The sequence below is a fragment of the Streptomyces sp. NPDC002886 genome (genome assembly GCF_042888445.1).
GTDB lineage: Bacteria > Actinomycetota > Actinomycetes > Streptomycetales > Streptomycetaceae > Streptomyces.
In genome coordinates, this window is record NZ_JBIAPV010000012.1 from 87,781 (window position 1) to 111,364 (window position 23,584).

At 72.8% G+C, this 23,584-nt stretch carries 25 protein-coding genes; 8 read left to right on the top strand and 17 right to left on the bottom strand.

Features of this window, described 5'->3' with window-relative positions:
- Window positions 1-39: 39 nt before the first annotated feature.
- Together fabG and fabI are read left to right on the top strand one after the other, a co-directional pair.
- Window positions 40-744, top strand: a complete 705-nt coding sequence (fabG, locus tag ACFYYB_RS35995; protein WP_274553570.1) for a 3-oxoacyl-ACP reductase FabG — start codon at window positions 40-42, stop codon at window positions 742-744.
- A 4-nt stretch (window positions 745-748) separates the two neighbouring features.
- The gene (fabI, locus tag ACFYYB_RS36000) at window positions 749-1,552 is read left to right on the top strand and encodes an enoyl-ACP reductase FabI (RefSeq protein ID WP_389441503.1); all 804 of its coding nucleotides are present in this window, start codon (window positions 749-751) and stop codon (window positions 1,550-1,552) included.
- 89 nt (window positions 1,553-1,641) lie between these two features.
- Here the strand turns inward: fabI and ACFYYB_RS36005 are convergent, their stop codons facing one another.
- From ACFYYB_RS36005 to ACFYYB_RS36065, 13 genes are all read right to left on the bottom strand, one after another.
- Window positions 1,642-2,430: an MBL fold metallo-hydrolase gene (locus tag ACFYYB_RS36005; protein ID WP_389441506.1), complete on the bottom strand. Its 789-nt coding sequence runs from the start codon at window positions 2,428-2,430 to the stop codon at window positions 1,642-1,644.
- A 66-nt stretch (window positions 2,431-2,496) separates the two neighbouring features.
- Entirely contained in the window at window positions 2,497-3,147 is a 651-nt protein-coding gene (locus tag ACFYYB_RS36010) for a 4'-phosphopantetheinyl transferase family protein (RefSeq protein ID WP_389441508.1), read from the bottom strand.
- A 35-nt stretch (window positions 3,148-3,182) separates the two neighbouring features.
- Window positions 3,183-4,064: an aminoacyl--tRNA ligase-related protein gene (locus tag ACFYYB_RS36015; protein WP_389441511.1), complete on the bottom strand. Its 882-nt coding sequence runs from the start codon at window positions 4,062-4,064 to the stop codon at window positions 3,183-3,185.
- Window positions 4,051-4,296 carry an acyl carrier protein gene (locus tag ACFYYB_RS36020; protein WP_389441514.1) on the bottom strand — a complete coding sequence of 82 codons (246 nt, stop codon included), beginning with the start codon at window positions 4,294-4,296 and terminating at the stop codon, window positions 4,051-4,053. Before ACFYYB_RS36020 ends, ACFYYB_RS36015 begins: the two co-directional genes overlap by 14 nt.
- The gene (locus tag ACFYYB_RS36025) at window positions 4,293-5,183 is read right to left on the bottom strand and encodes a diiron oxygenase (RefSeq protein ID WP_389441517.1); all 891 of its coding nucleotides are present in this window, start codon (window positions 5,181-5,183) and stop codon (window positions 4,293-4,295) included. The genes ACFYYB_RS36020 and ACFYYB_RS36025 overlap by 4 nt, the downstream gene beginning before the upstream one ends.
- Window positions 5,180-6,292 (bottom strand): hypothetical protein, encoded by a 1,113-nt coding sequence (locus ACFYYB_RS36030; RefSeq protein ID WP_389441520.1) that lies wholly within the window; start codon window positions 6,290-6,292, stop codon window positions 5,180-5,182. Before ACFYYB_RS36030 ends, ACFYYB_RS36025 begins: the two co-directional genes overlap by 4 nt.
- Window positions 6,289-7,941 carry an AMP-binding protein gene (locus ACFYYB_RS36035; protein WP_389441522.1) on the bottom strand — a complete coding sequence of 551 codons (1,653 nt, stop codon included), beginning with the start codon at window positions 7,939-7,941 and terminating at the stop codon, window positions 6,289-6,291. Before ACFYYB_RS36035 ends, ACFYYB_RS36030 begins: the two co-directional genes overlap by 4 nt.
- Complete coding sequence (locus ACFYYB_RS36040) at window positions 7,938-8,507, bottom strand: L-2-amino-thiazoline-4-carboxylic acid hydrolase (protein ID WP_389441525.1); 570 nt, start codon at window positions 8,505-8,507, stop codon at window positions 7,938-7,940. The genes ACFYYB_RS36035 and ACFYYB_RS36040 overlap by 4 nt, the downstream gene beginning before the upstream one ends.
- A gap of 77 nt (window positions 8,508-8,584) precedes the next feature.
- Window positions 8,585-9,850: a beta-ketoacyl-[acyl-carrier-protein] synthase family protein gene (locus ACFYYB_RS36045; RefSeq protein ID WP_389441528.1), complete on the bottom strand. Its 1,266-nt coding sequence runs from the start codon at window positions 9,848-9,850 to the stop codon at window positions 8,585-8,587.
- Window positions 9,847-10,446, bottom strand: coding sequence for a hypothetical protein (locus ACFYYB_RS36050; RefSeq protein ID WP_389441531.1), 600 nt, complete (start codon window positions 10,444-10,446; stop codon window positions 9,847-9,849). The genes ACFYYB_RS36045 and ACFYYB_RS36050 overlap by 4 nt, the downstream gene beginning before the upstream one ends.
- Window positions 10,443-11,591: a beta-ketoacyl-[acyl-carrier-protein] synthase family protein gene (locus ACFYYB_RS36055; protein WP_389441533.1), complete on the bottom strand. Its 1,149-nt coding sequence runs from the start codon at window positions 11,589-11,591 to the stop codon at window positions 10,443-10,445. The genes ACFYYB_RS36050 and ACFYYB_RS36055 overlap by 4 nt, the downstream gene beginning before the upstream one ends.
- The gene (locus ACFYYB_RS36060) at window positions 11,588-11,845 is read right to left on the bottom strand and encodes an acyl carrier protein (protein WP_389441535.1); all 258 of its coding nucleotides are present in this window, start codon (window positions 11,843-11,845) and stop codon (window positions 11,588-11,590) included. The genes ACFYYB_RS36055 and ACFYYB_RS36060 overlap by 4 nt, the downstream gene beginning before the upstream one ends.
- Window positions 11,842-12,114 carry an acyl carrier protein gene (locus ACFYYB_RS36065; RefSeq protein WP_389441537.1) on the bottom strand — a complete coding sequence of 91 codons (273 nt, stop codon included), beginning with the start codon at window positions 12,112-12,114 and terminating at the stop codon, window positions 11,842-11,844. Before ACFYYB_RS36065 ends, ACFYYB_RS36060 begins: the two co-directional genes overlap by 4 nt.
- Before the next feature lie 75 nt (window positions 12,115-12,189).
- On the opposite strand from ACFYYB_RS36065, the gene ACFYYB_RS36070 reads away from it, so the two are divergent.
- A complete protein-coding gene (locus ACFYYB_RS36070; RefSeq protein WP_389441539.1) occupies window positions 12,190-12,837 on the top strand; it encodes a 4'-phosphopantetheinyl transferase family protein in 648 nt (215 codons plus the stop codon).
- Between the two features lie 29 nt (window positions 12,838-12,866).
- Here ACFYYB_RS36070 and ACFYYB_RS36075 read toward each other — a convergent pair whose 3' ends face one another.
- The gene (locus ACFYYB_RS36075; RefSeq protein ID WP_389441541.1) at window positions 12,867-14,306 is read right to left on the bottom strand and encodes a class I adenylate-forming enzyme family protein; all 1,440 of its coding nucleotides are present in this window, start codon (window positions 14,304-14,306) and stop codon (window positions 12,867-12,869) included.
- A gap of 457 nt (window positions 14,307-14,763) precedes the next feature.
- On the opposite strand from ACFYYB_RS36075, the gene pabB reads away from it, so the two are divergent.
- Entirely contained in the window at window positions 14,764-16,932 is a 2,169-nt protein-coding gene (gene pabB, locus ACFYYB_RS36080) for an aminodeoxychorismate synthase component I (protein ID WP_389441544.1), read from the top strand.
- Window positions 16,929-17,786 (top strand): aminotransferase class IV, encoded by an 858-nt coding sequence (locus ACFYYB_RS36085; RefSeq protein WP_389441547.1) that lies wholly within the window; start codon window positions 16,929-16,931, stop codon window positions 17,784-17,786. Before pabB ends, ACFYYB_RS36085 begins: the two co-directional genes overlap by 4 nt.
- A 46-nt stretch (window positions 17,787-17,832) precedes the next feature.
- On the opposite strand, the gene ACFYYB_RS36090 is transcribed toward ACFYYB_RS36085, so the two are convergent.
- Entirely contained in the window at window positions 17,833-18,303 is a 471-nt protein-coding gene (locus ACFYYB_RS36090) for a DUF2871 domain-containing protein (protein WP_389441550.1), read from the bottom strand.
- 287 nt (window positions 18,304-18,590) lie between these two features.
- Between ACFYYB_RS36090 and ACFYYB_RS36095 the strand changes: the two genes are divergently transcribed.
- Window positions 18,591-19,808 carry an NAD(P)/FAD-dependent oxidoreductase gene (locus ACFYYB_RS36095; protein ID WP_389441553.1) on the top strand — a complete coding sequence of 406 codons (1,218 nt, stop codon included), beginning with the start codon at window positions 18,591-18,593 and terminating at the stop codon, window positions 19,806-19,808.
- Between the two features lie 33 nt (window positions 19,809-19,841).
- Here the strand turns inward: ACFYYB_RS36095 and ACFYYB_RS36100 are convergent, their stop codons facing one another.
- Window positions 19,842-20,318, bottom strand: a complete 477-nt coding sequence (locus tag ACFYYB_RS36100) for a phospholipase (RefSeq protein ID WP_389441555.1) — start codon at window positions 20,316-20,318, stop codon at window positions 19,842-19,844.
- A 295-nt stretch (window positions 20,319-20,613) separates the two neighbouring features.
- On the opposite strand from ACFYYB_RS36100, the gene ACFYYB_RS36105 reads away from it, so the two are divergent.
- Window positions 20,614-21,162 carry a hypothetical protein gene (locus ACFYYB_RS36105; RefSeq protein ID WP_389441557.1) on the top strand — a complete coding sequence of 183 codons (549 nt, stop codon included), beginning with the start codon at window positions 20,614-20,616 and terminating at the stop codon, window positions 21,160-21,162.
- A gap of 113 nt (window positions 21,163-21,275) precedes the next feature.
- Here ACFYYB_RS36105 and ACFYYB_RS36110 read toward each other — a convergent pair whose 3' ends face one another.
- Window positions 21,276-22,394, bottom strand: a complete 1,119-nt coding sequence (locus tag ACFYYB_RS36110) for an FG-GAP repeat protein (protein ID WP_389441559.1) — start codon at window positions 22,392-22,394, stop codon at window positions 21,276-21,278.
- A gap of 262 nt (window positions 22,395-22,656) precedes the next feature.
- On the opposite strand from ACFYYB_RS36110, the gene ACFYYB_RS36115 reads away from it, so the two are divergent.
- The gene (locus ACFYYB_RS36115; protein ID WP_389441561.1) at window positions 22,657-23,532 is read left to right on the top strand and encodes a hypothetical protein; all 876 of its coding nucleotides are present in this window, start codon (window positions 22,657-22,659) and stop codon (window positions 23,530-23,532) included.
- The last annotated feature ends 52 nt before the right edge of the window (window positions 23,533-23,584 follow it).

A 23,584-nucleotide genomic window follows, 5' to 3' on the forward strand; every position in this document is an offset into this window, starting at 1 on the left:
CGGCTGCCGCGAGGAAATCGAGAGGAACGGAGAGTTTCGTTGCCACGCACGGTGCTGGTCACGGGCGGAAACAGGGGAATCGGGCTCGCCATTGCCGAGGAATTCCTCGGGCGTGGTGACCGGGTTGCCGTCACCTATCGCAGCGAACCGCCGGACGGTAAGTTCCTCGCCGTTCGCTGTGATGTGTCCGACCCGGAACAGATCGACGCCGCATTCACTGCGGTCGAGGCCGAACTCGGCCCGGTGGAGATTCTCGTATCCAACGCCGGTATCACCGAGGACCGGCCCATGCTGCGGATGCAGGAAGAGCAATTCTCCCGGGTCATCGACACCAATCTCACCGGCGGCTGGCGCTGCGCCCGGCGGGCCCTGCCCAAAATGCTGCGCGGCCGGTGGGGGCGGATCGTCTTCGTGTCCTCCGTCGCCGGACTGCGCGGGAACCAGGGGCAGGTCAACTACGCCGCCAGCAAGGCCGGCATGGTCGGCATGGCGCGCTCGCTCGCCCGCGAGGTCGCGACGTCCGGCATCACCGTGAACGTGGTGGCGCCCGGCCTGATCGAGACCGACATGACCGCCGCCCTGTCCGGAACCCGCAAGAGCACGCACCTGGCGGAGATCCCGGCGGGACGGGCGGGACGGCCCGAGGACGTGGCCGACACCGTGGCCTGGCTCACGGGGGAGCGGGCCGGCTACGTCACGGGCGCGGTCGTGCCCGTGGACGGCGGCCTGGGAATGGGGCACTGATCCCATGACCACCGTCCTTCCCGAGCCCACCGCGCCTCCCGCCACCGGCGGCCTGCTCGCCGGCAAGCGGATCGTGATCACCGGAGTGATCACCGAACGGTCGATCGCGTTCGCGGCCGCCCGGATCGCCCAGGAACAGGGCGCCCGGATCGTCCTCACCGGCTACGGCCGGCTGTCCCTGGTCGAACTGGTCTCCCGTCGGCTGCCCGAGAAGCCGCCGGTCGTGGAACTGGACGTGACCGACCCCGGGCACCTCGCCCGCCTCCCGGAGCTGGTCGGCGAGCACCTCGGCGGCGTCGACGGAGTACTGCACTCCATCGCCTTCGCCCCGCCGAGCTGCCTCGGCGGATTCCTCACCGCGCCCTGGGAGGACGTGGCCACCGCCGTCCACACCTCCGCCTACTCCTACGTCTCCCTCGCCAAGGCGCTGCTCCCGCTCATGGGCCGCGGCGGCTCGGTGGTCGGGCTGACCTTCGACGCCACGAAGGCCTGGTCGGGCTACGACTGGATGGGCGTGGCCAAGGCCTCCCTGGAGTCCGCCAACCGCTACCTCGCGCGGGAGGCGGGGCCGCTCGGCGTCAGGTCGAACCTGGTGGCGGCCGGCCCCCTGCGGACCACGGCGGGGAAGGCCATCCCGGGCCTGGCCCGCACCCAGGACGACTGGGCGGCGAAGGCACCGCTGGGCTGGAACATCACCGAGACGGAGTCCACGGCCCGGGCCTGCGCCGCGCTGCTCTCCGACTGGTTCCCGGCGACCACGGGCGAGATCGTCCACGTCGACGGGGGACACCACGCGATGGGCGCCTGACCGCCTGACCGCAGGACCGTAGGACGAAAGGGGTGGTGCCCCGGGCCGCACGCGAAGCCCGGGGCACCACCCCTTCCCCGACCCGTGGGTCAGAGCGCGAAGCTGCTGCCCGCCACGGGAACCACCAGGCGCTCCGCCGCTCCCGCCTTCTCGAAGGCGGCGCTGACGGTGTCCTGACCCTCCGTGAAGTGCTGCCAGCCGTCCTGGTGCACCGCGAGCACCTTGCGGGCACCCAGCAGCTCCGCGACCTCCACCGCCTGCTCCGAGGTCAGCGAGAGCAGCGTCGGGCCGAACGGGGCGAGCTGCGCCGCGCCCACGTGCAGCACCGCCAGGTCGACGCCGGCCCCGCCGAGCCGCTCCGCGAGGGCCTTCACCGGCTCCAGGGAGACGTTGTCGCCGCTGACGTACACGGTCGGCAGCCCCTCGCCGCTCAGCAGGAAGCCGGTGACGGCGCCGAGCATCGGCTCGGTCCCGGCCGGACCGTGCTGCGCCGGGACCGCGGTGACCACGAGGCGGCCGCCGTCCGGTCGCTCCAGTACGTGCTCGGCCCACGGCGCCAGCCCGGTGCCGCCGACGCGCTCCGCGGACTGTTCGGTGGTGAGGACGAGGGCGACCTCCTTGAGGAAGGCGCGCCCGGCCCCGTCGAGGTTGTCGGGGTGCTGGTCGTGCGACAGCAGGACGGCCGCGACCGGGCCCAGCTGGTCGGGGGCAAGCGCCGGGTCGGCCAGCTTGTGCAGGGCGACCGGGCCCAGCTCGTAGGAGGAACCGGCGGTGTCGAAGGTCGGGTCCGTCACGAACCGCAGCCCGCCCAGGTCGATGACCGTGGTGGGGCCGCCCACCACGGTGACGGCGAGCTGTGCGGCGGTGTTCTCAGTCATGGAACTGCTCCTCGGAAAGTGCGACTCGAACGGTGGGATGGAAAAAGAGAGGAAGGGACGGACCGGTCAGCCGGGTTCGACGACCACCAGGCCCCCGGTGAATCCGCCCGGCAGCCGCAGCGGGTGCCAGCGGTGACCGACGTCCTGGTCCGGAGCCCCGGCCAGGGCGCGGACCCCGGTGCCCACGGCCTTCACGTACGCCTCCCGCCTGGTCCAGAGGTCCAGCCACAACAGGTCCCCGGCCCGGCCGGAGGCCCGGGCCAGGCGGTCGCGTTCGGAGGGGGAGAACAGTCGACGGGCCAGTTCGCCGGCCCGGGGGACCGTACGTACCTCCTCGACGTCCACACCGATACGGGTCCGGGGCGCGAGCCCGCTGCCCACCGCGACGGCGACCACGCCCGCGGCGTGCGCGATGCTCACGTCCACCCCCGGGGCGCCCGTCACCCAGGGCCGGCCGGCCCGGTCCACGGCGAGGCCCACCCGGGCGGGCGGCCGCCCGAGCATCCGCCCCAGCACGCCGCGCAGCACGAACCGGGCCAGCACGAACTCGGCCCGGCCCAGCGGATCGGAGACGGCCTCGTACCGGGAGCGCTCGTGCGGGGCCAGCGCGGCGGCCGCCAGCTCCGCCACCGCGCCGGCCGGCAGACCGCGCCCGTCGGCCCACCAGGCGCGGACGACACCGGGGCCCGCGGCGACCGGCTCCGCCACGGCGGCCACGACCGCCGGCCGTGCCCCCTCCGATCCGCTCCGGGTCACGGCCGCCCGGCCGCCAGGACCCGGTCGGCCAGCTCGTCCTCGGTCAAGCCGAAGTGCGAGGTCAGGGCGCTGATCCAGCGCTCCAGGCCGAAGGCCACGCAACCGGTGAAGGCGGGCTCGCCGTCCGCGGTGCGGATCTCGCAGCGCTCGCCGAAGAAGTTGCGGTGGAAGTTGAGCGAGCCGATGGCCAGCGAGCCGTCGAAGACGAACTCCTCCTTCACCGGGAAGAGCTGGGCCATGAGCGCGCGTCCCGCGCTCGCGTCGAAGAACGGGTCCGTGGCGGCCTCGATCTCGATCGGCAGCCCGAGCTCCGTCAGGTAGCCCGTGATCTTCTTCCGGAACAGCTCCAGGTGGGCCAGGACCTCGTCCTTGGTGCCGACGCACACGATCTCGCGCATGCTGAAGCCCAGCAGCCGGCGCAGCGCGTCGTAGTGCGTCTCGCGGCGGAAGCAGGTGGCGACGGTGGTCACCTTGTGGGGACCGTCGCTCAGGGTGCGGCCCGTCAGATCGAGGTAGACGTTGTAACAGGCCGCCGAAGGCAGCGCGTACGAGGCCTCCGTGAGGTGCCCGGCCGGCAGCGAGGGCTCCCGCGACCCGCCCGTGGCGTACTCCGGAGCGGCCTCCTCCGTGAGGGCCGCTCCCAGGATCGCCAGCTGCGGGAAGTTCTGGAAGTAGTCAAGCCGGTGCAGGTCCTCGACCCGCATCAGGGGCGGGTACTGCACCGCGTCGGCGCCGACCTCGGCCGCCCAGCCGGTGAACACCCCTTCGAGCGCGGCCCGCAGCCTCAGCGCACCCGGCCCGAGGGTGGCGAGACCGCCCCGCGTCGAGGGGGTGCGGCCGGCCTCCGGACCTGTGCTCACCGAGCTACCGGGACTCATGAAAGAACCTCTTCCTGATCGAGTTGATCGTACGAAAATCGGACGGGGTGACGTGCTCCATCAAGATCTCTTCACCGGTCTGTTCTTCCAGTACGTAGAGGAAGTTGACGAAACCGAGGGAGTCGAGGATGCGGTTCTCGACCAGGTCGAGGTCCGGGTCGATCGAGGTCAGCTCGGGCCGCTTGGTCAGCAGGTACTGGAGCACGGCGTCGAAGCCGGTCGCGGTGCTCATGAGCGCGGCAGAACGTCGTCGGTGAAGATGCCCTCGTTCACGAGGAAGCTCATCGAGCGCTTGAGCATCTTGCGCTCCAGCTCGTGGAAGGCCGGATCGGCCAGCACCTCGGTGCGCACCCGGTAGGGGTTCGGGATGCCCGCGTCCTTGAAGGCCGCCGGGTTCACCAGGCCGTCCACGGACTTGCGCAGGTACCGCTTGAGGTACAGCTCCAGCTCGGCCAGCTCCTCCGCGCTCAGCTTCTCCCGCAGCTGACGGTGCAGGTGCGAGACGATCTGCCGGCCGAAGGCCACGTGCCGGGACTCGTCCTGGTGGTGGATCGCGTTGATCTTGCGGATCGTGGGGTGCAGCCGGTCGTCGTCGCCCATCCGCTTGTTGAAGAAGTCCACGACCTCTTCGAAGAGCAGGAGCCGCGCGAAGACCAGGAAGTGGGCGGACTCGCCCTCGGACTTCATCTCCAGCTGGACGCCCTTGTCCGGGTAGACCTTGCCGCCGTACAGCAGGCAGAACCGGGCGAAGAACCACATGTGCGCGTTCTCCTCGCCGATCATGTGGTGGAAGTACTCCGAGGAGAGGGCGAAGTCCTTCGTGTGGATCCGCGCGATGATCTCGGTGATCAGCTCACGGATGCCGTCGACGTTCAGGCTGTAGAAGTTGACGCTCTCCCACTTGCTGATCGCCCACTTCTGCTCCTCGGTGAACGACTCGGCCACCTTGGTCCCGTGGATGGACAGCAGCTCCGGGGTCATCCAGTACTGGTCCTCGGGCAGCGAGTCCGGCCAGTCGAACATCGTGTACGGGTCGTAGTGGTCGCGCTCGGACATCGACACGAGGCGGTCGAGTATGGACTGCAGCTGCTCGTCGGCCTGCAGTACGGGCGTGCTCATCGGATCTGGTTCCTCTCTCGGTTGCCCGAGCCGTTGGCGGCCCCGGCCGTCTCGCGCGGAGCGGGCTGCTCCGCCGAGAGCTGGATGTCGGTCTGGTGGCGCGGATGGGCGAACTCGCCGCCGCGGCGGTACCCGTTCACCGGTTCGTCCGCGTGGTGTTCCGTGGGCAGCAGCCGGTTCAGCAGCGAGCCGGTGAAGGCCTCCGCGATGTCCGGGTGCGGGGTCTCGGCGTGGTGGTCGGCCAGGATGACGAAGGCCGGGTCCACGTTCTTGACCAGGCCGTCCTCGTCCACGACCTCCAGCCAGGAATGGGCGAGGTCGAGCATCCCCATGATCCAGCCGCGCCGGGTGCGCGCCTCGAAACCGGCCTCCCGGCACCGCTCGGCCAGCTCCAGGCAGACCGAGATGCAGGGGGCGTAGCCCTGGGACAGCACCTCGTCCTTGCGCCACTGGAGTTCCTCGGGCATCCGGCCCCAGCGGAACCGGTCCGGGCCGTACGAGGTCACGATCGCGCGCAGCCGATCCGAGACGATCCCGCGCCGCTCCCCGGAGGTCACCAGCACCCCGGAGGCGGTGAGCCCGGACGTGCCGCTCGCGGTGATGTCCTTCTCCCCGAGCGCGGCCCCCTCGGGCCCGATCGACAGGGACTCCGTCCAGCCGCCGCTCAGCTCCGGGTGGGGCGTGGCCAGGTTCCAGTCGGTCCGCTCCGGTTCCCCCTGGCCGTGGGCGGCCGGCGGGGTCAGCGCGACGGAGTAGTTCCAGCGCTGGGGCCGGAAGAGCGACTGCGGATCGGCGTGCATCCAGCGCAGGGCGTAGCGCATCGTCTTCTCCGGTACGGAGGTTCCCGAGCCGGAGTAGAGCGCGAGGTTCACCAGGTCGAAGCGGTCGAAGCGCTCCGCCCCCGGGGTCCCGCCGTGCGGCAGCCCGGCGCGCAGCAGCGCGTCGAGGATCTCCGGCCCGCACTGGAGCAGTTCGAGCGCGGCGTCCCGCTCCACCCACTCGTCGCGCAGCTCCGGCGGGATCACCAGCAGGTCGCGGAGGGAGTCGAGCCAGCCCTCCGGGCCCCGCGGCGACGCGGGGCGGGTCCACGGCTTGGCCGCGATGTTCATCCGTTGCTCCCGGAGGACGTCAGGTTGGTCGCGTTCATCGCGTTCATCGCGTTCGTCGTGTTCGTCGGGCTCGGGGGCGCGAAGCGGGTGCGCAGCGCCGCCTTGTCGGGCTTGCCGTACGAGGCCGTGGGGATGTCCGTGACGAACTCGAACCGCCCGGGCACGTGCGCCGCGCCCAGGGCCTCGCGCACCGAGGTGGTCAGCTCCTCCACGAGGCCGGGCCGGTCCTCCTGCACGGGCACGCACACGGCGACCAGGGCCTCGCCCGTGCGCGGGTCGGGCACGCCGATGACGGCGGCGCGCCGGATGCCCGGATGGGCCGTCAGGACGTTCTCGACGGCCTGCGGATAGCAGTTGGTGCCGTTCACGATGACCAGGTCCTTCGCCCGCCCGGTGAGGTACAGGTAGCCGTCCTCGTCGATCACCCCGAGGTCGCCGGTGCTCAGCCAGCCGTCCCGCAGCACCTCGCCGCTCAGGTCCGGCCGCTGCCAGTAGCCGGCCATCACGGTGGGCCCGGACACCTCGACCGCGCCTTCCGTACGGGGCCCCAGCGCGCGGCCGTCCCCGCCCGTGACCCGGAGGGACACCCCGGGCACCGCGCGGCCCACCGAGCCGAACAGCTCGGGCCGGGACGCGGCGGCCGCCGCGTGGTCCTCGGGACCCAGGCTGGTGATCGCGATGGCCTCGGTCAGGGCGTAGCTCTGCCGCAGCCGGGGGCCGAGGCCGCGGACCGCCTGGGCCAGCCGGTGCGGGGTCACGGGCGCGCTGCCGTAGCTGACGGCCGCGAGCCCGGAGAGGTCGGTGTCCGCGAGGCCGGGGTGGTCCAGCAGCCGGTACAGGTACGGCGGGTAGAGGTACGTGGTGACCGGCCGGCCCTCGGCGGAGGCCTCGGCGATCCGCACCAGCAGCACGTCCGCGTCGAACTCGTCGAACAGCTCCACGCTCACGTGGTGGCGCAGCAGGCCGCAGGCGATCGCGCCCGCGGCGTGCGCCATCGGGGTCATCGCCAGGAACCGCAGCCCCGGCGGCGGCGCCGCTCCCGCCCAGGCTCCGGCGGCCGCGGTCAGCGCGCCGAAGGTGTACACGACGCCCTTGGGCAGGCCGGTGGTGCCGCCCGTGTACAGCACCCGGGCGACGTCGTCCTCCCGGGCCTCCACCGGCAGGGGGGCGTCCGACCGGAGGGCGGCCTCGGCGAGCAGGTCGGTCACCTCCGGGTCCGGGCCGGGGCCGAGGCCGAACAGCAGCTTCACCCCGGCGGCGCGGGCGAGGTCGGCCATCCGGTGCCCCGGCAGGATCGGCCCGGCGCAGGCGAGGATCACGGCCGCGGGCTCGGCGTCGCGCAGAATGTGCTCGGCGACCTGCTCGCCGCCGGCCGCGTACACCGGGGTGTAGCTGATGCCGAGCAGGTGCGCGGCCAGGCCCACCGCCGACATCTCGATCGGGTTGGCGGCCAGCAGGACGAGGCGGTCCCCGCGTCCCAGGCCCGCGTCCCGCAGGACCCGGGCCGTCCGGTAGGCCAGCGAGAGCAGCTCGGCGAAGGTCATGGACCGCTCGCCGTGGATCAGCGCGACGCGCTCGCCGCGGGCGGCGAACTGCTCGATGGCGCTGGTGACGTACGCGGCGGGGGCGCCGGGGTCGGGCGTGGTCACGGGGTCTCCTTCCCGGGGGTGGTGGTGCTGCCGGCAGGTGCGGTGGCGCCGGGCGCGGTGCTCGTACGGAAGCGGCAGGCGGAGCCGCCGGTGCGCAGGCACTCCACTCGGTGGTCGCTGACCTCGGTCTTCAGCCCCTCGAACCAGCCCGCCCGCATCTGCGGGCACGGGCACTCGTAGCCCTCCAGCGTCCCGGCGCGCGCGAGCATCTCGAGGGCGAAGTTGCGGGTCACCGCCGTCTCGAAGGACTCCTCGCCGGTGACCTTGTTGGAGGCCTCCACGGCGTCCCCGGTCATCAGCTCCGAGATGCCGGTCAGCGCGCCGGCCAGCTCGGCGGCGGACAGCCCCGGGCCCAGCCCCTCCTCCCGTGCGTAGGCGGAGGCGATCCGGCGGGTGACGAACTGCATCGCCTCCGCGTTTACCTCGTTCGCCGCGTCCTGGCCGAACCGCCGCGCGACCCCCTGGTACCAGCGGGCGTCGTGCAGCCACCAGAACTGGCGCAGCAGGTCGGCGGAGGGCTCGCCGGGGCCGGCCGGTCCGGGCGCCTGGGGGGCGGAACTGGTCACGGTGTCCTCGTCCTTCGGTCGGGAGGGGGTTCGGCTGGTGCGGTGGTTCCGGTGTGGGGGAGCGGGTGACGGGCGGGTCAGACCGCCTCCGGGGCCCGGCCGAGCACGAGGCTCACGTTGTGGCCGCCGAAGGCGAAGGAGTTGGACACCGCCGCCTCGGGCGCCGCCGCGCGGGGCGCGCCGCGGACGTGGTCGAGCGCGCACTCCGGGTCCGGCCGGTCGAGGTTGGCCGTCGCCGGGAGGCTCCGGTGGTGCAGGGCGAGTACGGTCGCCGCCGCCTCCACCGCGCCCGCGGCGCCCAGGAGATGGCCGATGGCGCCCTTGACCGAGCTGACCGGGGGCCCGTCCTCGCCGAACACCGTGCGGATGGCCCGCGCCTCGGCCACGTCGCCCGCCTTGGTGGCGGTGCCGTGGGCGTTGACGTAGCCGATGTCCCGGGGCGCCAGCCCCGCGTCCGCCAGCGCGAGCCGCATGGCGTCCGCGGCGCCCGCGCCGTCGGGCCGGGGCGAGGTCGGGTGGTGGGCGTCGCTGGTCGCGCCCCAGCCCAGTACCCGCCCGTGGGCGTGCGCCGAGCGGGCGCGGGCGTGGGTGGCCCGCTCCAGGACGAGGATTCCGGCGCCCTCGGCCAGCACGAAACCGCTCCGGTCCAGGTCGAACGGGCGGCTGGCCGCCGCCGGATCGCCCGTCCCGGCGCGGGCCAGCGCGCGGGCGTTGCCGAAGGACGTGGCCACGGAGGGGGCGAGCGCGGTGTCGGTGCCCCCGCAGATCACCACGTCCGCGGTGCCCTCGCGGATCAGCCGCAGCCCCTCGGCCACCGACATCGCCCCCGCCGCGCAGGCCGTGGCGATGGAGCTGCTGAGGCCGCGCACGCCGTGGCGCATCGCGATGCGGGCCGCCGCCATGTTGGGCAGCATGCCGGGAAGCAGGTACGGGCTGACCGCGGCCCGGCCCCGGGAGGCGCGGGCCACGGCCTGCTCCTCGTAGGTCGCGAGCCCGCCGGCGCCGGTGGAGACCACGACCGCCACCCGGTCCGCCGCCACGTCCCGGCCCACCGTCAGCTTGGCGTCGCCGAGGGCCTCGTCGGCGGCGGCCAGCGCCATGAGCACGAAGCGGTCGACCGAGCGCGCCTCGGCGCGCGGCAGCAGGTCCAGGGCGGAGATCTCGGGGGCGACCCCGGCCACGTCGGCGCCGGTCGCGGCCCACACCTCGCCCTCCAGCCGGCGCAGACCCGAGCGTCCGGCCGCGAGCCCGTCCACGAAGGCCGGTACGCCGATCCCCAGCGGGGTGACCAGCCCGATCCCGGTGACCCAGACGTCGTACCGCTCCCGGAGCCCGCTCCTCATGACGCCTCCCGGGCGTCCGGCGCGGGCCGGACGAGCAGGGCGCGGGCGCTCGCGGGCGCCCCGTCCGCGCCCGCCTGCTCCACGAGCAGCAGCAGGGCCTCGTCGGCGTCGCCCCCGGCGACCAGGAAGCGGGTGACGTCCAGGGCCTCGCCCAGCGGATCGGCGGTCGCCGCGTCGGGGCTGAAGCAGATCACCGGACCGGCGAGCCCCCAGCGCTTGGCGATGTGGCCGACCACCGCGTTGGGCACGGACTGGAAGAACAGCAGGGGCGCCGCGGGCCGGCCGGCGTCCACGGCGACGGCGGTCGCCGTGTGGGTCTCCAGGTCGCCGCCCCGGGAGGCCAGCACGATCGCGGTGCGCCCGGCCCGTCGTACGAGCTCCCGGGTGCCGGGACCGGCAGGCTCCGCGCCGGGAGCTCCGTGGACCTGCTCCAGGCAGCGGTCGGCGGCCGCCGAGGCCATCGGGCTGAAGGAGGAGACGGCGAAACCGGCGAGCGGTACGGGCAGTTCGGGGTCGCCCGGGGCGGGCCAGACGCCCGCGGCGAGGACCTCCACGGCTGCCGCGGGGCAAGGCGAGAGGGTCGGGGAAAGGGTCATGGCGCGCTCACCACCAATGCGGTGTTGGCCCCGCCGAAAGCGGCGTTCAGGCTGAGGACGTGCCGGGGGGACGCCCGGCGGGGCGAGCCGAGGACCAGGTCCAGGCGGCATGCGTCGTCGGGCCCCGAATAGCCCGCGTTCACGGGGAGTTCCCCGCTGCGCAGGACCAGCAGGGTGACGGCGAGTTCGAGCATTCCGGACGCCTCCAGGGAGTGTCCGTGGAGGGACTTCGTGGAGCTCACCGGGATGCCGTCGACGGCCTCCCCGAGGGCGAGCCGCAGGGCCGCGCTTTCGGAGGAGTCGTTGGCGGGCGTGCCCGTGCCGTGGGCGTTGACGTACCCGATGTCAGCGGGCGCCAGCCCGGCCCGGTCCAGCGCGGCGCCGATGGCCCGTGCCATGCCCAGCCCCTCGGGGTGCGGTCGGCACACGTGGTGGGCGTCGCCGGCCAGGCCCCAGCCGGACAGGACGGCCAGCGGCCGGGCGCCGCGCGCGGCGGCGGCCCGCGCGGACTCCAGTACCACCGCGCCGACCCCGTCACCGAGCAGCAGGCCCTTGCGACCCGAGCTGAAGGAGCGCAGGACGCCGTCCGGGGAGAGCGCCCGCCCGGCGGAGAACAGCGCGAAGTTGTCCTCGTCCACCAGGTAGCCCGCGGAGACGACCACGCGGTCCTCGCGGCCGGTGCGGATCCGAACGGCCGCTTCGCAGACCGCCGTACTCGCGGCCACACAGGCGTTCGTGTAGGTCCGGGCCGCGCCCAGCAGACCGCAGGCCCGCGCCAGGGCGGCCGCCGTGTCCGAGATCGCCGACTTGCCCTGCACGGCCAGCGGCCCGCGGGCCACCGCCGGATCGGCGTGCCGGCCCAGCAGCAGCGGAGCCTGGGCCCGCTCCGCCGGCGAGAGACCGGCCTGCTCGCAGGCCTCGTCCACGACTCGGCGCAGTTCCTCGTCCAGGTCGGGCGAGCCCGGCAGGGCGGCGGCGACGCCCGTGCGGTAGCGGTCCGTGGCGAAGCGCCCGAGCGGCCCGAACGCCGCCCGGGAGGCGGCCAGTCCCCGCCCGAGGGCCTCTTCGCCGCGGCCGAAGGCGCTGGTGACGCCGAGCCCGGTGATGACGACCGTCCGGTCGGCCGCCGGGTCCGCCGCGGTCACGAACCGCTCCCGCCCGCCGCGGGGGCCGCCAGGGCGCCGGCCAGCACCGCGACGGCGCCGTCGACCGTGTCCATGGCCTCCAGCTCCTCGTCGAGGTCGATCCGGATGCCGTAACGCTCCTCGACCACGTGCACGAGCCAGGCCAGTTGCAGGGAATCGATGCGCTCTCCCACGTCGCCCGGGGCGCACTCGTCGTGCTGGGCCAGCAGGGCGATCACCTCCGGGCGGCCGGGGGCGGGGGACCGGCCGCTCACGCCGAGCCGGCCTGGGCCGTGACCTGGGTCCGGCGCTGCTCGACCTGGGCGACGAACTCGCCGAGGGTCAGGGTCTGCAGGGCCTCGACGTCCTCGTCGCTGAACTTGACCCCGTACTCCTCCTCGACCTGCATGACGAGTTCGGCGGTGGTGAGCGACTCCAGCTCCAGGCCGTCGTCGCCGATCGGGGTGGCGTCCGTGACCCCGGCCGTGTCGAGGTTCATGGTTTCGAGGGTGTTCACTACGAAGGCGCGCACAGGGGTGCTCATCAACCGGCTCCTTGTATCAGTGTTCGTATGGGTGTTCAGGACGTGTCTGGGCACCGGGGACGAGTGGGGGTGTCGGTGTCCGGTGTAGAGGTGTGGCTCGCGGTCCCGGTCGGTGACCAGCGCAAGCACGCGCGCGTGCTGCTGCGGCGGGCCGCGGCGGCGGTCCTGGGCGTCGGGCCCGAGGGCCTGGCCGTGGCCAGGGAACCGGGCGGTCGGCCGTACGTGGTGTCACGGCCCTGCGCCGCGGACCGCGGACAGCGGCCGCCGGTACGGGTGAACGTGAGCGTGAGCCACACCCGCGGCCTGACCGCCGTCGCGGTCTGCACCGGCGGGGACGTGGGCGTGGATGTGGAACCGGCCCGCGAGCTCCCGGCGGTGGCCCTCGCCCGGCGGTGGTTCGGCGAGGAGGACGTCCGCTGGATCGAGGGCCACGTACCCGCCCTGCGGGCCCGCGCCCTGCTGTGGGTCTGGACGCACAAGGAGGCACTGGGCAAGGTGCTCGGCACCGGGCTGGCCGGCGGGGGCCGGCTGCGGCCGGTTCCGCTGCCCGCCTCCGGCCTGCCGCCGGAGCCCGCCGGGCGTCCGGTGACCCTGCGGGAGATCTTCCCGGGAGCGGGCCTGACCAGCGCCGTTCCCGACGGCCCCGAGGGCTACGTCCTGTGCGTGGCCGGCGGCCCGGGCACCGAGGGCGCCGCGGTGTCGGTCACCCGCGTGGAGGGCTGAAGTCCCGTGCCCGCGCCGCTCCACCGGGCTCACACCTGTTCCAGAGCGGTGGCGGCCCGCAGCGCGGCCGGGTCCCGTACCGGCTTGCCGGTGGTCGTCCGGGGCAGGGCGGCCAGTGGATGGATGCGGCGCGGGAGCTTGAAGGCGGCCACCCGTTCGGCGAGCAGGGCCTCCACGGCCCGCGCAGTGACCCCCTCGCCGAGGACCGCGTAGGCCTCGATGGCCCCGTCGTGGACCACCACCGCCTCCCGCACGCCGGGCAGTTCGGACAGGGTCCACTCGAGCTCCGTGAGATCGACCTTGAGCCCGCCGACCGACACCTGGGAGTCCAGCCGACCCACGACGGCGAGCAGCCCGGTCCGCGGGTCGAGCGTCGCGGCGTCGCGGGTGCGCAGCCAGCCGTCCGCCCAGCGGTCCGGACCGGCCGGACCGAGGTACGGGCTGACGGGCCGCCGTACGAGGAGTTCGCCGTCCACGACCTTCGCCTCGATGCCCGGAGCCGTACGCCCCGTGGCCGGCCGGGAGGACCCGGACAGGTCGGCCGCGAGGACGCCCGTCTCCGTCATCCCGTACACCTCGCCCAGCGGTACGCGGTACCGCGCGGCGAAGGCCTCCGCGACCCCGGGCCGCACCGGTTCGCCGGCGGAGACGGCCCGGACGAGGTGCGGCAGCGGCGGGGGAGCGGACACCGAGGCCAGCAGCTGCGCGTGGAACGGCACGCCCGTGATCACGGTCGGCGCGGTCCGCGCGGCCACGGCGGCGAGGATGCCGTCGGCGCTCATCCGCTCCGGCAGCACGATCTCCACGCCCGCGTGCAGGCTGTGCAGGATTCCCGCCATCAACCCCATCGCGTGGATCAGGGAGTTGAGGACCACGATGCGGTCGCCCCGCCGGGGCATGCCGGGGATCAGGGTGTAGCGGTGGACCTCGGCGGCGAGGTCCGCGGCCGTGCGCCCGATCACCTTGGCGGGGCCGGTGGAACCCGAGCTGAGCTGGACGAGCGCGTGCCCGCTCGCGGCCGGGCGGCCCCCGGGGTACGGCTCGGCCACGGCGTCGACCGCGTGGAAGCCGCGCAGGACGCCGAGGCGCACCGGTCCGGCCGGCCGGACCAGGAACTGAGGGGCCGTCCGGCGCAGTGCCCGGTCGCTCTCGTGGGCGGTCAGCCGGTGGTCGAGGAGGATCACCTGGGCCCCGGTCCGCCAGGCGGCCACCAGATGGGTGAGCAGCGCGAGCGAGGGGGGCAGCTGGAGCGCGACCGATCCGCCGCGGCGCAGTCCGGCCTCCGTCAGCTCCGCGTGGCGGGCCCCGACCTCGCGGCGGAAACCGGCGCGATCCAGCCGTTCGCCGATGTGCACGGCCGGCTCGGCGTCGTCGTGGCCGGCGTGCAGGAGCAGCTCGTCGACCCAGTTTCCGTCGTGCTGTAGCGGATCGTCCGTCCCGGGCCCGGGGCCCCCGAAATCGCTGATCACGAACAAACATCTCCCCGTCGCACTGCCCCGTTGTGCTGCTGATTCGCCCTGACTGGCTCAGCAGTTCCGCATAATAGAAAGGACCCCTCGGGGACTGTCAAGCGTCATATGCAAAGCGCGACAGCGGTATTGCGGAATTGCGAATTCCTACTCCCCGGTTGCCTTGTGAGGCCGGGTTCGCGGGGCGGAAAATGTTTGACTGAACAGGGACTCCCTGTAGGGTCTGCCCGTGTTGAACGGGGAGATCATGCATTCCCCGATTTCCCTGGCAGGGAATCGGGATCTCAGGGTCGGGTTCCATTGACCGGCTGTAGCGCCTGTGTGCGGGACCGGTTTATCCGGGAGGCCATCGAGGCGATCTTTCCCGGGCTGCGTAGTCCGTCCGGAATTCAGTCATCAGATCTTTCTATCGGATCCGGCTGTCGAATCCGTCCCTCCATGACCTCGTGAGGTGAGCATGCGCACTCTCCTGGTGGATAATTACGACTCCTTCACCTTCAACCTGTTCCACCTCCTGGCGGAGGCCAACGGGCAGGAGCCCGTCGTCATCCGCAACGACGAGCCGGGGTGGAGAATCAGCCAGCTGGAGGGGTTCGACAACGTCGTCCTGTCTCCCGGACCCGGCACCCCCGAACGCCCCGAGGACTTCGGCGTCTGCACCGAGATCGTCCGCGCGGCCGACCGCCCGGTCCTCGGCGTGTGCCTCGGCCACCAGGGCATAGCCCACCTCGGCGGCGGCTCCGTCCGGCGGGCCCCCGAGCCCCGGCACGGACGGGTCTCCCCCGTGGAGCACTCCGGGACGGACCTCTTCGCCGGGATCCCCTCGCCCTTCGACGTCGTGCGCTACCACTCCCTCACCGTCGAAGACCTGCCCGAGGAGGTCTTCGAGGCCACCGCGTGGGCGCCGGGCGGCCTCCTCATGGGCCTGCGCCACCGCGAACGCCCGCTGTGGGGCGTGCAGTTCCACCCGGAATCCATCAGCAGCGAGCACGGACTGCTGATGATGCGCAACTTCCGCGAGCTCACGGCCCGCTGGCAGGAGGAGCACCCCGCCGCGCGGCCGCTCGCACCCGCAGCGCCCGAGGCCGCCCCCGCCCGCCCCGCCCCCGGCCGGCACCTGCGCGTCCTCACCGAGCGGCTGCCCACCGCATGGGACCCCGAGATCGTCTTCGACGAGGTGCTGCGCGGCGGGAACCACGCCTTCTGGCTCGACAGCAGCCGCAGCGACGGCGCCACGGGACGCTTCTCGATCATGGGGGACGCCTCGGGCGACCTGGCCCGCGTGGCCACGGCCGACGTCGCGGCCGGCACGGTCACCGTCGTGTCCGAGCGGGACGGCGTCCGCAGCGCGCAGGTCGAGCGGAGCCCCTTCTTCGACTGGATCGACGAGGACCTGAAGTCCCTGCGGGTGGACCTGCCGGACCGGGCCGAGAACCCCTGCAACTTCGCCCTCGGCTGGGTCGGGTACCTCGGGTACGAACTCAAGGCGCAGTGCGGCGCGGGCCCGGTCGTGCACCGCTCGGAGCAGCCCGACGCCACGATGGTGTTCGCCGCCCGCGCCCTGGCCTTCGACCACCTGACCGGCACCACGCACCTGCTCGCCCTGGCCCCCGCCGACCCCGGTGCGGACGATGCCGAGGCGCTCGCCCTCGACGCCTCCGCCCGCGCCTGGCTGCACACCACCGCCGAGCGGCTGCGCGCCCTCGCCGGCAAGGCGGCGGACGCCGACGTGCCCGCGCAGCCCGTGGACGCCGGCGACCTGAGCCTGCGCCACGACCGGGACGCCTACCTGGACCGCATCCGGCGCAGCCAGGAGGACATCGCCGCGGGCGAGACCTACGAGGTCTGTCTCACCAACGAGCTGCGCAGCGAGGCGAAGGTGGACCCCTGGGAGGGGTACCGCTTCCTGCGCCGCACCAGCCCGGCGCCGTTCGCCTCGCTGCTCCTCTTCGGGGACCTGGCCGTCCTCAGCACCTCGCCGGAGCGGTTCCTGCGCGTCACCGCCGAGGGACTGGCCGAGTCCAAGCCGATCAAGGGCACCCGGCCGCGCGGCGCCACCGCGCGGGAGGACGAGGCGCTGATCGCCGATCTGCGGACCAACGAGAAGGACCGCTCCGAGAACCTGATGATCGTCGACCTGGTCCGCAACGACCTCGGCCGGTGCGCGGAGGTCGGCTCGGTGCACGTGCCCAAGCTGTTCGACGTGGAGACCTTCGCCACGGTGCACCAGCTCGTCAGCACCGTACGGGCCACCCTGCGCCCCGGAGTGAGCGCCGTGGAGTGCGTACGCACCGCGTTCCCGGGCGGTTCCATGACGGGCGCACCCAAGATCCGCACCATGCAGATCATCGACGAACTGGAGGAGGGCCCGCGCGGGGTGTACTCCGGCGCGATCGGCTACTTCTCCCTGTGCGGCGGCGCCGACCTCAGCATCGTCATCCGTACCGCCGTCGTGACCGAGGAGGGCATCCGCTACGGCGTCGGGGGCGCCATCGTCGCGCTCTCCGACCCGGCGGACGAGTACGAGGAGACCATCACCAAGACCACCCCGCTGCTCCGCCTCCTCGGCAGGGGCTTCCCCGGCCGCGACGGGGCGGCGTCCACCGAGCCCGCGGCGTCCCGTTGACCGCGCCGACCGGGCAGACCGGGCCGGTCCGGGCCGCCGACCGGCTCTTCGCGCTCACCCCGGACGGGGCCCTGCGCGAGGTTCCCGCGACGGACGCTCCCGGCACGCTCCTCGCCGCGGACTCCTGGCTCGTCGCCGACGGCCGGGTCCGCGCCCTGGCCCGGCACCGCCGCCGCTTCACCGCGACCTGCGCCGAGGCCGGCGGCCTGCCCGGCGCGCTCCTCGACACCTTCTGGACCGGCATGGCCGCCCTGCTGCCCCGGGGGCCCGGCCACTGGTTCCCCCGCGTCGAGCTGGAGACCGCGACCGCCGACGCGACCCCGGACACGGTCCTGCCCGGCGGCCACCGGCTGCTGTACCGGCTGCGCCCCGCGCCCGCGCTCTCCACGACGGCCAGGGTCTGGGGGCTGGCCGTACGCGACCCGCGCCGGACGCCCCGTCACAAGGGGCCGGACCTGGGCGCCCTGGCCGCCGTCCGCTCCCGGGCCACGGCGGCGGAGGCCGACGAGGCGCTCCTGGTCACCGCGGACGGGGTGGTGCTCGAAGCGGCCAACTCCTCGCTCCTGTGGTGGGAGGAGGACGTCCTGTGCCATCCGCCCGCCGAGCTCCCCGTTCTCCCCGGGGTCACCGCCGCGCTGCTGCTGGAGCGGGCGGCGCGCACGGGCGTGACCGTACGGCCCGCCCGGCGCCGGCTGTCCGCGCTGGCCGGACGCGAGGTCTGGGTGGCCAACGCCCTCCACGGGCTGCGCCCCGTCACCGCCTGGACCGGCAGCTCCCTCCCGGCCGGCGCCCCGCTGCACGCGGCCGCGTGGCAGAGCTGGCTGGACGGGCAGCGGACCCCGCTCCGGTCCTGAGCCCGCTCGCGGCTCGATCGGCGGCCCGCACCCCGTAAGAAGGCCGTCAGATCGAGCTGTTCACCGGCTCGGTCGGCTCGGTCTGCTCGGTGCTCTCGGTCCGCGCGGCGCTCTCGTGTTCCTTGAGCCGGTTGCCGAGCAGGATGAAGAACAGGACGAGCCCCACCGTCAGGATGATGTGGCCCAAGCCTCCCACCAGGGAGAACAGTTCGGGAACCTCATGGCCGAGCACGGTCTGGGTGCCCCGGTAGAGCATGCTGAGGCAAGTGATCGAGAGGCCGGCGTTGTAGAACCAGAAGAAATAGGTGAACTGCTTCGTCCCGGAGAGTCCGAATACCTTGTCGAGGCCGAGGACGATCAGGAACACCAGCATGCCCAGCGCGAGCAAGTGGGTGTGCAGGACGCCGAGCTGGGTCTCGCCCTCGAAATCGTTGATCTTGGTCAGCTCGCGGTAATACAACCCGGAGAGCACTCCGACGATCATGTAAACATGCGCCGCGACATACGACTTACGCATCTCCGTGCCCGCTCCCTGATGATCCGATCCCGCCCCTGACGGTGGTCATTGAAGCATCTCGCGTAACCCGTTCGGCGGAATGGGAGGGGCCTGATTGTTCCGCCCCGGGCGAGCGGCAGCGCCGCCGGCAGCGTCCGCATGGGGCCCCCGCGAGGCCCACGGGCCGGCCGGTTCGCCGGCGGGCCCCGACCGCGAGATGTGGCGCGGGTCACACGGGCGGACCTGTCACACGGGCCGGGGCGCCGGTGTCTTGTGCCCAGAACCCCTTGAAGCGACGGAGACACAAGATGAACCGGAACACGAACGCGAACACCGAAGTGGTCGTCATCGGCGGCGGATACGCGGGCGTCATGGCCGCGAACCGTCTGACGCAGCGCGGCGACGTGACGGTGACGCTGGTCAATCCGCGTGCGGACTTCGTTCACCGGGTCCGCCTGCACCAGCTGGTGGGCGGGTCGGACGCCGCGGTCATCGCCTACCGGGACGTCCTGGCCGAAGGGGTCGCCCTGGTCGTCGACGCGGTGGCACGGATCGACGCCGAAGACCGCAGCCTCGTACTGCACTCGGGCGCCACGCTCGGCTACGACTACCTGGTCTACGCGGTGGGCAGCGCCGGCGCCGACCCGGGCGTCCCCGGAGCGGCCGAGTACGCGTACCCGATCGCGACGCTGGAGGACGCGCAGCGGCTGCGCCCCGCCCTGGACGCCGCGCCGTCGACTGCCGCGGTGACGGTGGTGGGGGCCGGCCCGACGGGCATCGAGACGGCGGCCGAACTGGCCGAGCAGGGCCGCACCGTGACCCTGGTCTGCGGCGGGGTCCTCGGCCCGTACCTGCACGCCCGCGGCCGCCGCTCGGTCGCCGCACGGCTCGCTCGCCTCGGGGTGAGCGTCGTCGACGGCCCCGGCAGCAAGGTGACGGCGGTGACCCGCGACGCCGTGCGGCTCGCGGACGGCCGGGAGCTGCCCGGTGCGGTGACCGTCTGGACCGCCGGCTTCAGCGTGCCGGACCTGGCCGTACGCAGCGGTCTGACCACGGACCTGATGGGCCGCCTCCTCACGGACGAGACGCTGACCAGCGTGGACGACGTACGCATCGTCGCGGCGGGCGACTCGGCGGCCCCCTCGGGCGTGCCGCTGCGGATGAGCTGCCAGGCCGCGATGCCGATGGGCGCACGCGCCGCCGACACCGTCCTGAGCCGGATCGCGGACGAGGCGCCGGCGACCCTGAACCGGCCGTTCGCCGCGCAGTGCATCAGCCTGGGCCGGAACGCGGGCATCTTCCAGTTCGCCAACCGGGCGGACGTCGCCGTCTGGTTCAACATCGACGGCCGTCCGGGCGCGAAGCTCAAGGAACTGGTCTGCAAGGTCATCCCCAAGCACCTGGCGGACGAGGCGGGCAAGCCCGGTTCGTACGGCCTGCACCTCAAGTCGGGCGGCGCGGCGCGCCTGCGCGAGCTGGAGACCCGGCACGCCGGGGCGCCGGCCACCGCCGACCGGGCCGCCTAGGCCGTCGCTTGCGGATCCTGCCGATCCTGCCGGTCAGGCGACGGCGCCGCCGTCCACGGCGGCGCTGTTCCCGAAGGCCTTGACGGCCTGGTAGTAGGTCCAGGCCGTCGAGTCGCACGAGGCCTTCGAGACGCCCGAGTACCGGGAGCACACGCGCTTGAGGTCGGAGTAGAGGGAGTCGTCGAGCCGCGACTTGTTCGCGCTGAACGTGCCGGCCGCCTTGTAGTTGCGGTAGCCGAAGTCGTGGCGGGCGCACGCGGTCTGGAAGGGGAAGCCGAACGGGTTGTCAGGGGAGGTCGAGCAGTAGTCGGTCGACCAGTTGAACCCGTAGGCCGACCAGGCGCCCTGGTTGCCGCGGGCCGACAGCCAGGAGTTGTAGCTCGACGCGCTGGTCTGCGTCCAACCGCTCAGGACCTGCGCCTTGTCGGCGGGGGCGGCGGAGGCGGGGGTGGCCAGCGCGATGAGGGCGGCGGCGGAAGCGGCTATCACGGTCATGAGTCGACGGCGCATCAGAGTCCTCCGGGGAGAAGGGCGCCGGGGACGTCCCGGCGCCGACGCGGCCCAGAGTCGCGGGGCGCGATATCGCGGAGCTAGGACGCAGCTATACGGAGCCTCTTCGCACCCATGTCCCCGGTGGCGACGGCAACACCCCCCCCATGTGCCCGCGGTGACGGGTGGTGACGGTGGGGCAGGTCAACCCTCGTGTTGAAAATGCAACGGTCCGGGACTTCCACGCATGTGCCCGGGTTTGGCACCATGATCAACGTCCCGCAGAGGCAGGACGTTGATTCTGGGGGGAATCCCGATGTCCCGCATGCACCTTTTCGCCGCGCCCGTTCTGGCCGCCGGCCTGGCCTTCGTCGCCGCGCCGAGCGCCAGCGCCGCCACCACCGCCACCATCAGCAAGGCCGAGTACGACCTGATCAAGCTCGGCACCACCACGTCCAACATGCACAGCATCGCCGACAGCGGCGCCTGCAAGCTCAAGAGCAGTGACAGCTCCGGCGGCATCTCCTACCGGCACTACGAGTGCAAGGGCAACAAGCCCTACAGCAGCGCCTCGTTCGACTTCGTGAACGGCAAGCTGGAGATCAAGGGCCAGGTCTACCTGGACGGCGTCGAGTCCAACGGCAAGATGACCAAGACCAAGTACGGCAAGATCAAGGTCGGCAGCACCATCACCCAGATGCACGAGATCGCCGGCAAGGGCACCTGCGTGCGCGTCGCCCAGTCCCTGTCCCGCACGGACAGCATCTCGATCTACGACTGCGAGCAGGCCAGCACCTTCGGCGTCGCGAGCTTCCTCTTCGAGAACGGCAAGCTCACCACCCGCAACCAGGCCGGCCTCCGCTGACGCGACACGCCGTGAACTGACACGAGGGGGTGGTGGCGCAGCGGCGCCACCACCCCCTCAGGCGTACCCGCCGCTCCGCCAACGCGCCGCCCCGGCGGTGCGATGACGCGACGTCAGTCGGATATCGCGGCGCCGTACCAGTCCTGGCCCTGGGGGGCGCCGAAGGAGGTGCCGGTGAAGCTGATGGAGCCGGTGCCGGTGATGCCGCCGGGCGTCCCCTTCAGGACCCAGGCCCGCCCGGCGTAGTCGTTGTCCCGGTACGCGCCGATGGTCGTGACACCACTGGCGCTGCCCCGAAGAATCGTCACGGCGCCCGCCTGCTTGGTGGCCGTGGTGTCGGCGCCGGTCTCTCCATCGACCCCGATGTCCGCGTACCCGTCCCCATCGGTGTCACCCACGGCGACGTCCCAGCCGAACCTGTCGGATTCCTCGCCCGCGCCCGGAACCCCGGGCGTGTCCTGGGTGAACCTCCTGGGCTTGAGCGTGGCGCTCACCCCCTGCGGGCCGCCGTAGGCGACGGCGACGGTCCCGCCGAGCCCGCCGGGCACGCGGTCGGTGAGGGCCATGCCGGCGACGAAGTCGCCGTAGCCGTCGTGGTTCAGGTCGCCGAGGGCGACATCGTTGGCGGAGATCTCACCGAAGGGCTGCCCGGCGTAGGCCAGACCGGCCTTGCAGCCCGGGAAGAGGGCGATCGTCTTCTTCGAGGCACGGCCCTCCACCGCGGCCGTACTGCCCCGCACCACCACGTCGGCCTTGCCGTCGTGGTTGATGTCCGCCACGCCGGACTGCTCCACGGCCGGAGTCAGGGGATGGGGGCCGCGCACCCGGGTACCGCCGGACAGACCGCTCTTGCCGCCCCACACGATCGTCACGTGCGGATACCCCTGCGCGTTGACGACCTGATCCGCGAACCCGTCGCCGTGCAGGTCTCCGGAGCCGCCCAGCAGGGTGCCGAAGGCCTCCCTGGTCAACGGGTCCCCGGCGACATTGGCCCGGCTGACCACCTTGCCCCCGCTCGTGGTCAGACCACGGGCCGACCCGTTCAGCGTGGTCATGTACCCCGCCGACTGAACCCCGTTCACCTTCGCCTGCGCGGCGCCGATCACCGCGTCGGGATAGCCGTCGCCGTTGAAGTCGCCCGGCAGCGCGCCCCCGGGGGCCGCCACGGGCTGCGCGAAGTCCGGTCCACTGGACACGGCGGCACACAGGGCCGCCGCCACTGCAAAACGCATACGCATACGCATACGCATGAACTTCCTCCGTCGGGGGCGTTCCCGCCCGCAGCAGCAAGACTCACCTCCCCGCGGCATGGTTGTACGGCGGACGACTCGGGGCGGCCTGTCACACGCCTGTGACGCGGACCGGACCGTTCCACCCACACAAGATCACTAGTTTTCTGTCTGCAGCCAGCAGCCCGAACTCGACGGCCTCCACCGGAAGAGACCACGGCATACGGCTCTCCTTACATCCACAGCACCGCTTCAAGGAGTCGTCATGCGCACCGCCCTCCGCGCCACCACCGCCGCCCTCGCCCTCTTCGGCGCGGTGATCGCCGTCCCCGCCACGGCGTTCGCGGCCTCTTCCCCGGCCGAGCAGGGTTCGCCCGCGCGCACCGAGGTGATCGCCGAGAACTGCGTCAAGACCAAGGTGATCCCGTCCGTGTTCGCGGGCCTGACGGTCAAGCTGACCAACAGCGCCCACACCGGCGCCAAGGCGCAGCTGCGCGACGAGAGCGGCAAGGTGCTGGGCACGGTCGACCAGTCCAAGCCGCTGGACCTCTCCGCGGGCCTGCGGATCGACGGCGTACTGTCCACCGCGCCGGTCTTCAAGCACCGCACCCAGGGCGGTGACACGCCGTGGACCGCCGTCGCGTTCCCGAAGCTGCCCAAGGACTGCAACACCGCCGGCAGCCTCTACTCCACGACGAAGTACGGCGGCGTGACGGTCAAGACGTACAAGGCCGGCCCGCAGGTCTTCAGCTCGTACATCATCGAGAACGGCAAGCGCGTGGGCTTCCTGCACCCGATGGGCAACGCCTACCAGGACGTCCGCAAGGTCGGCGAGCGCTACATCAGCCTCACCGTCGACGGCGGGATCCACAGCTGGACCGGCGCCACCACCACCTCCCCGAAGCTCGGCGTCTACAAGCTCGCGGGCACCGAGAAGGTCCGCCTGGTCAAGAAGGACGGCCTGTACGGCGTACAGCTGACCTCGCACGGCAGCTGGACCAACTGGACCTACTTCGCCAAGGGCAAGTCCGTGATCCTCCAGGACAACAACACCATCGTCGTCCTGAACGCGAACGGCACCCTCTCCAACTTCATCTACGGCTTCGCCCACCAGACCGCGCCGGTCTGGAAGAACGCCTGATCCCCCGCCCCACCGAACAGACCCGCACCACCCCGAAGGGGGCCGCCCCGGC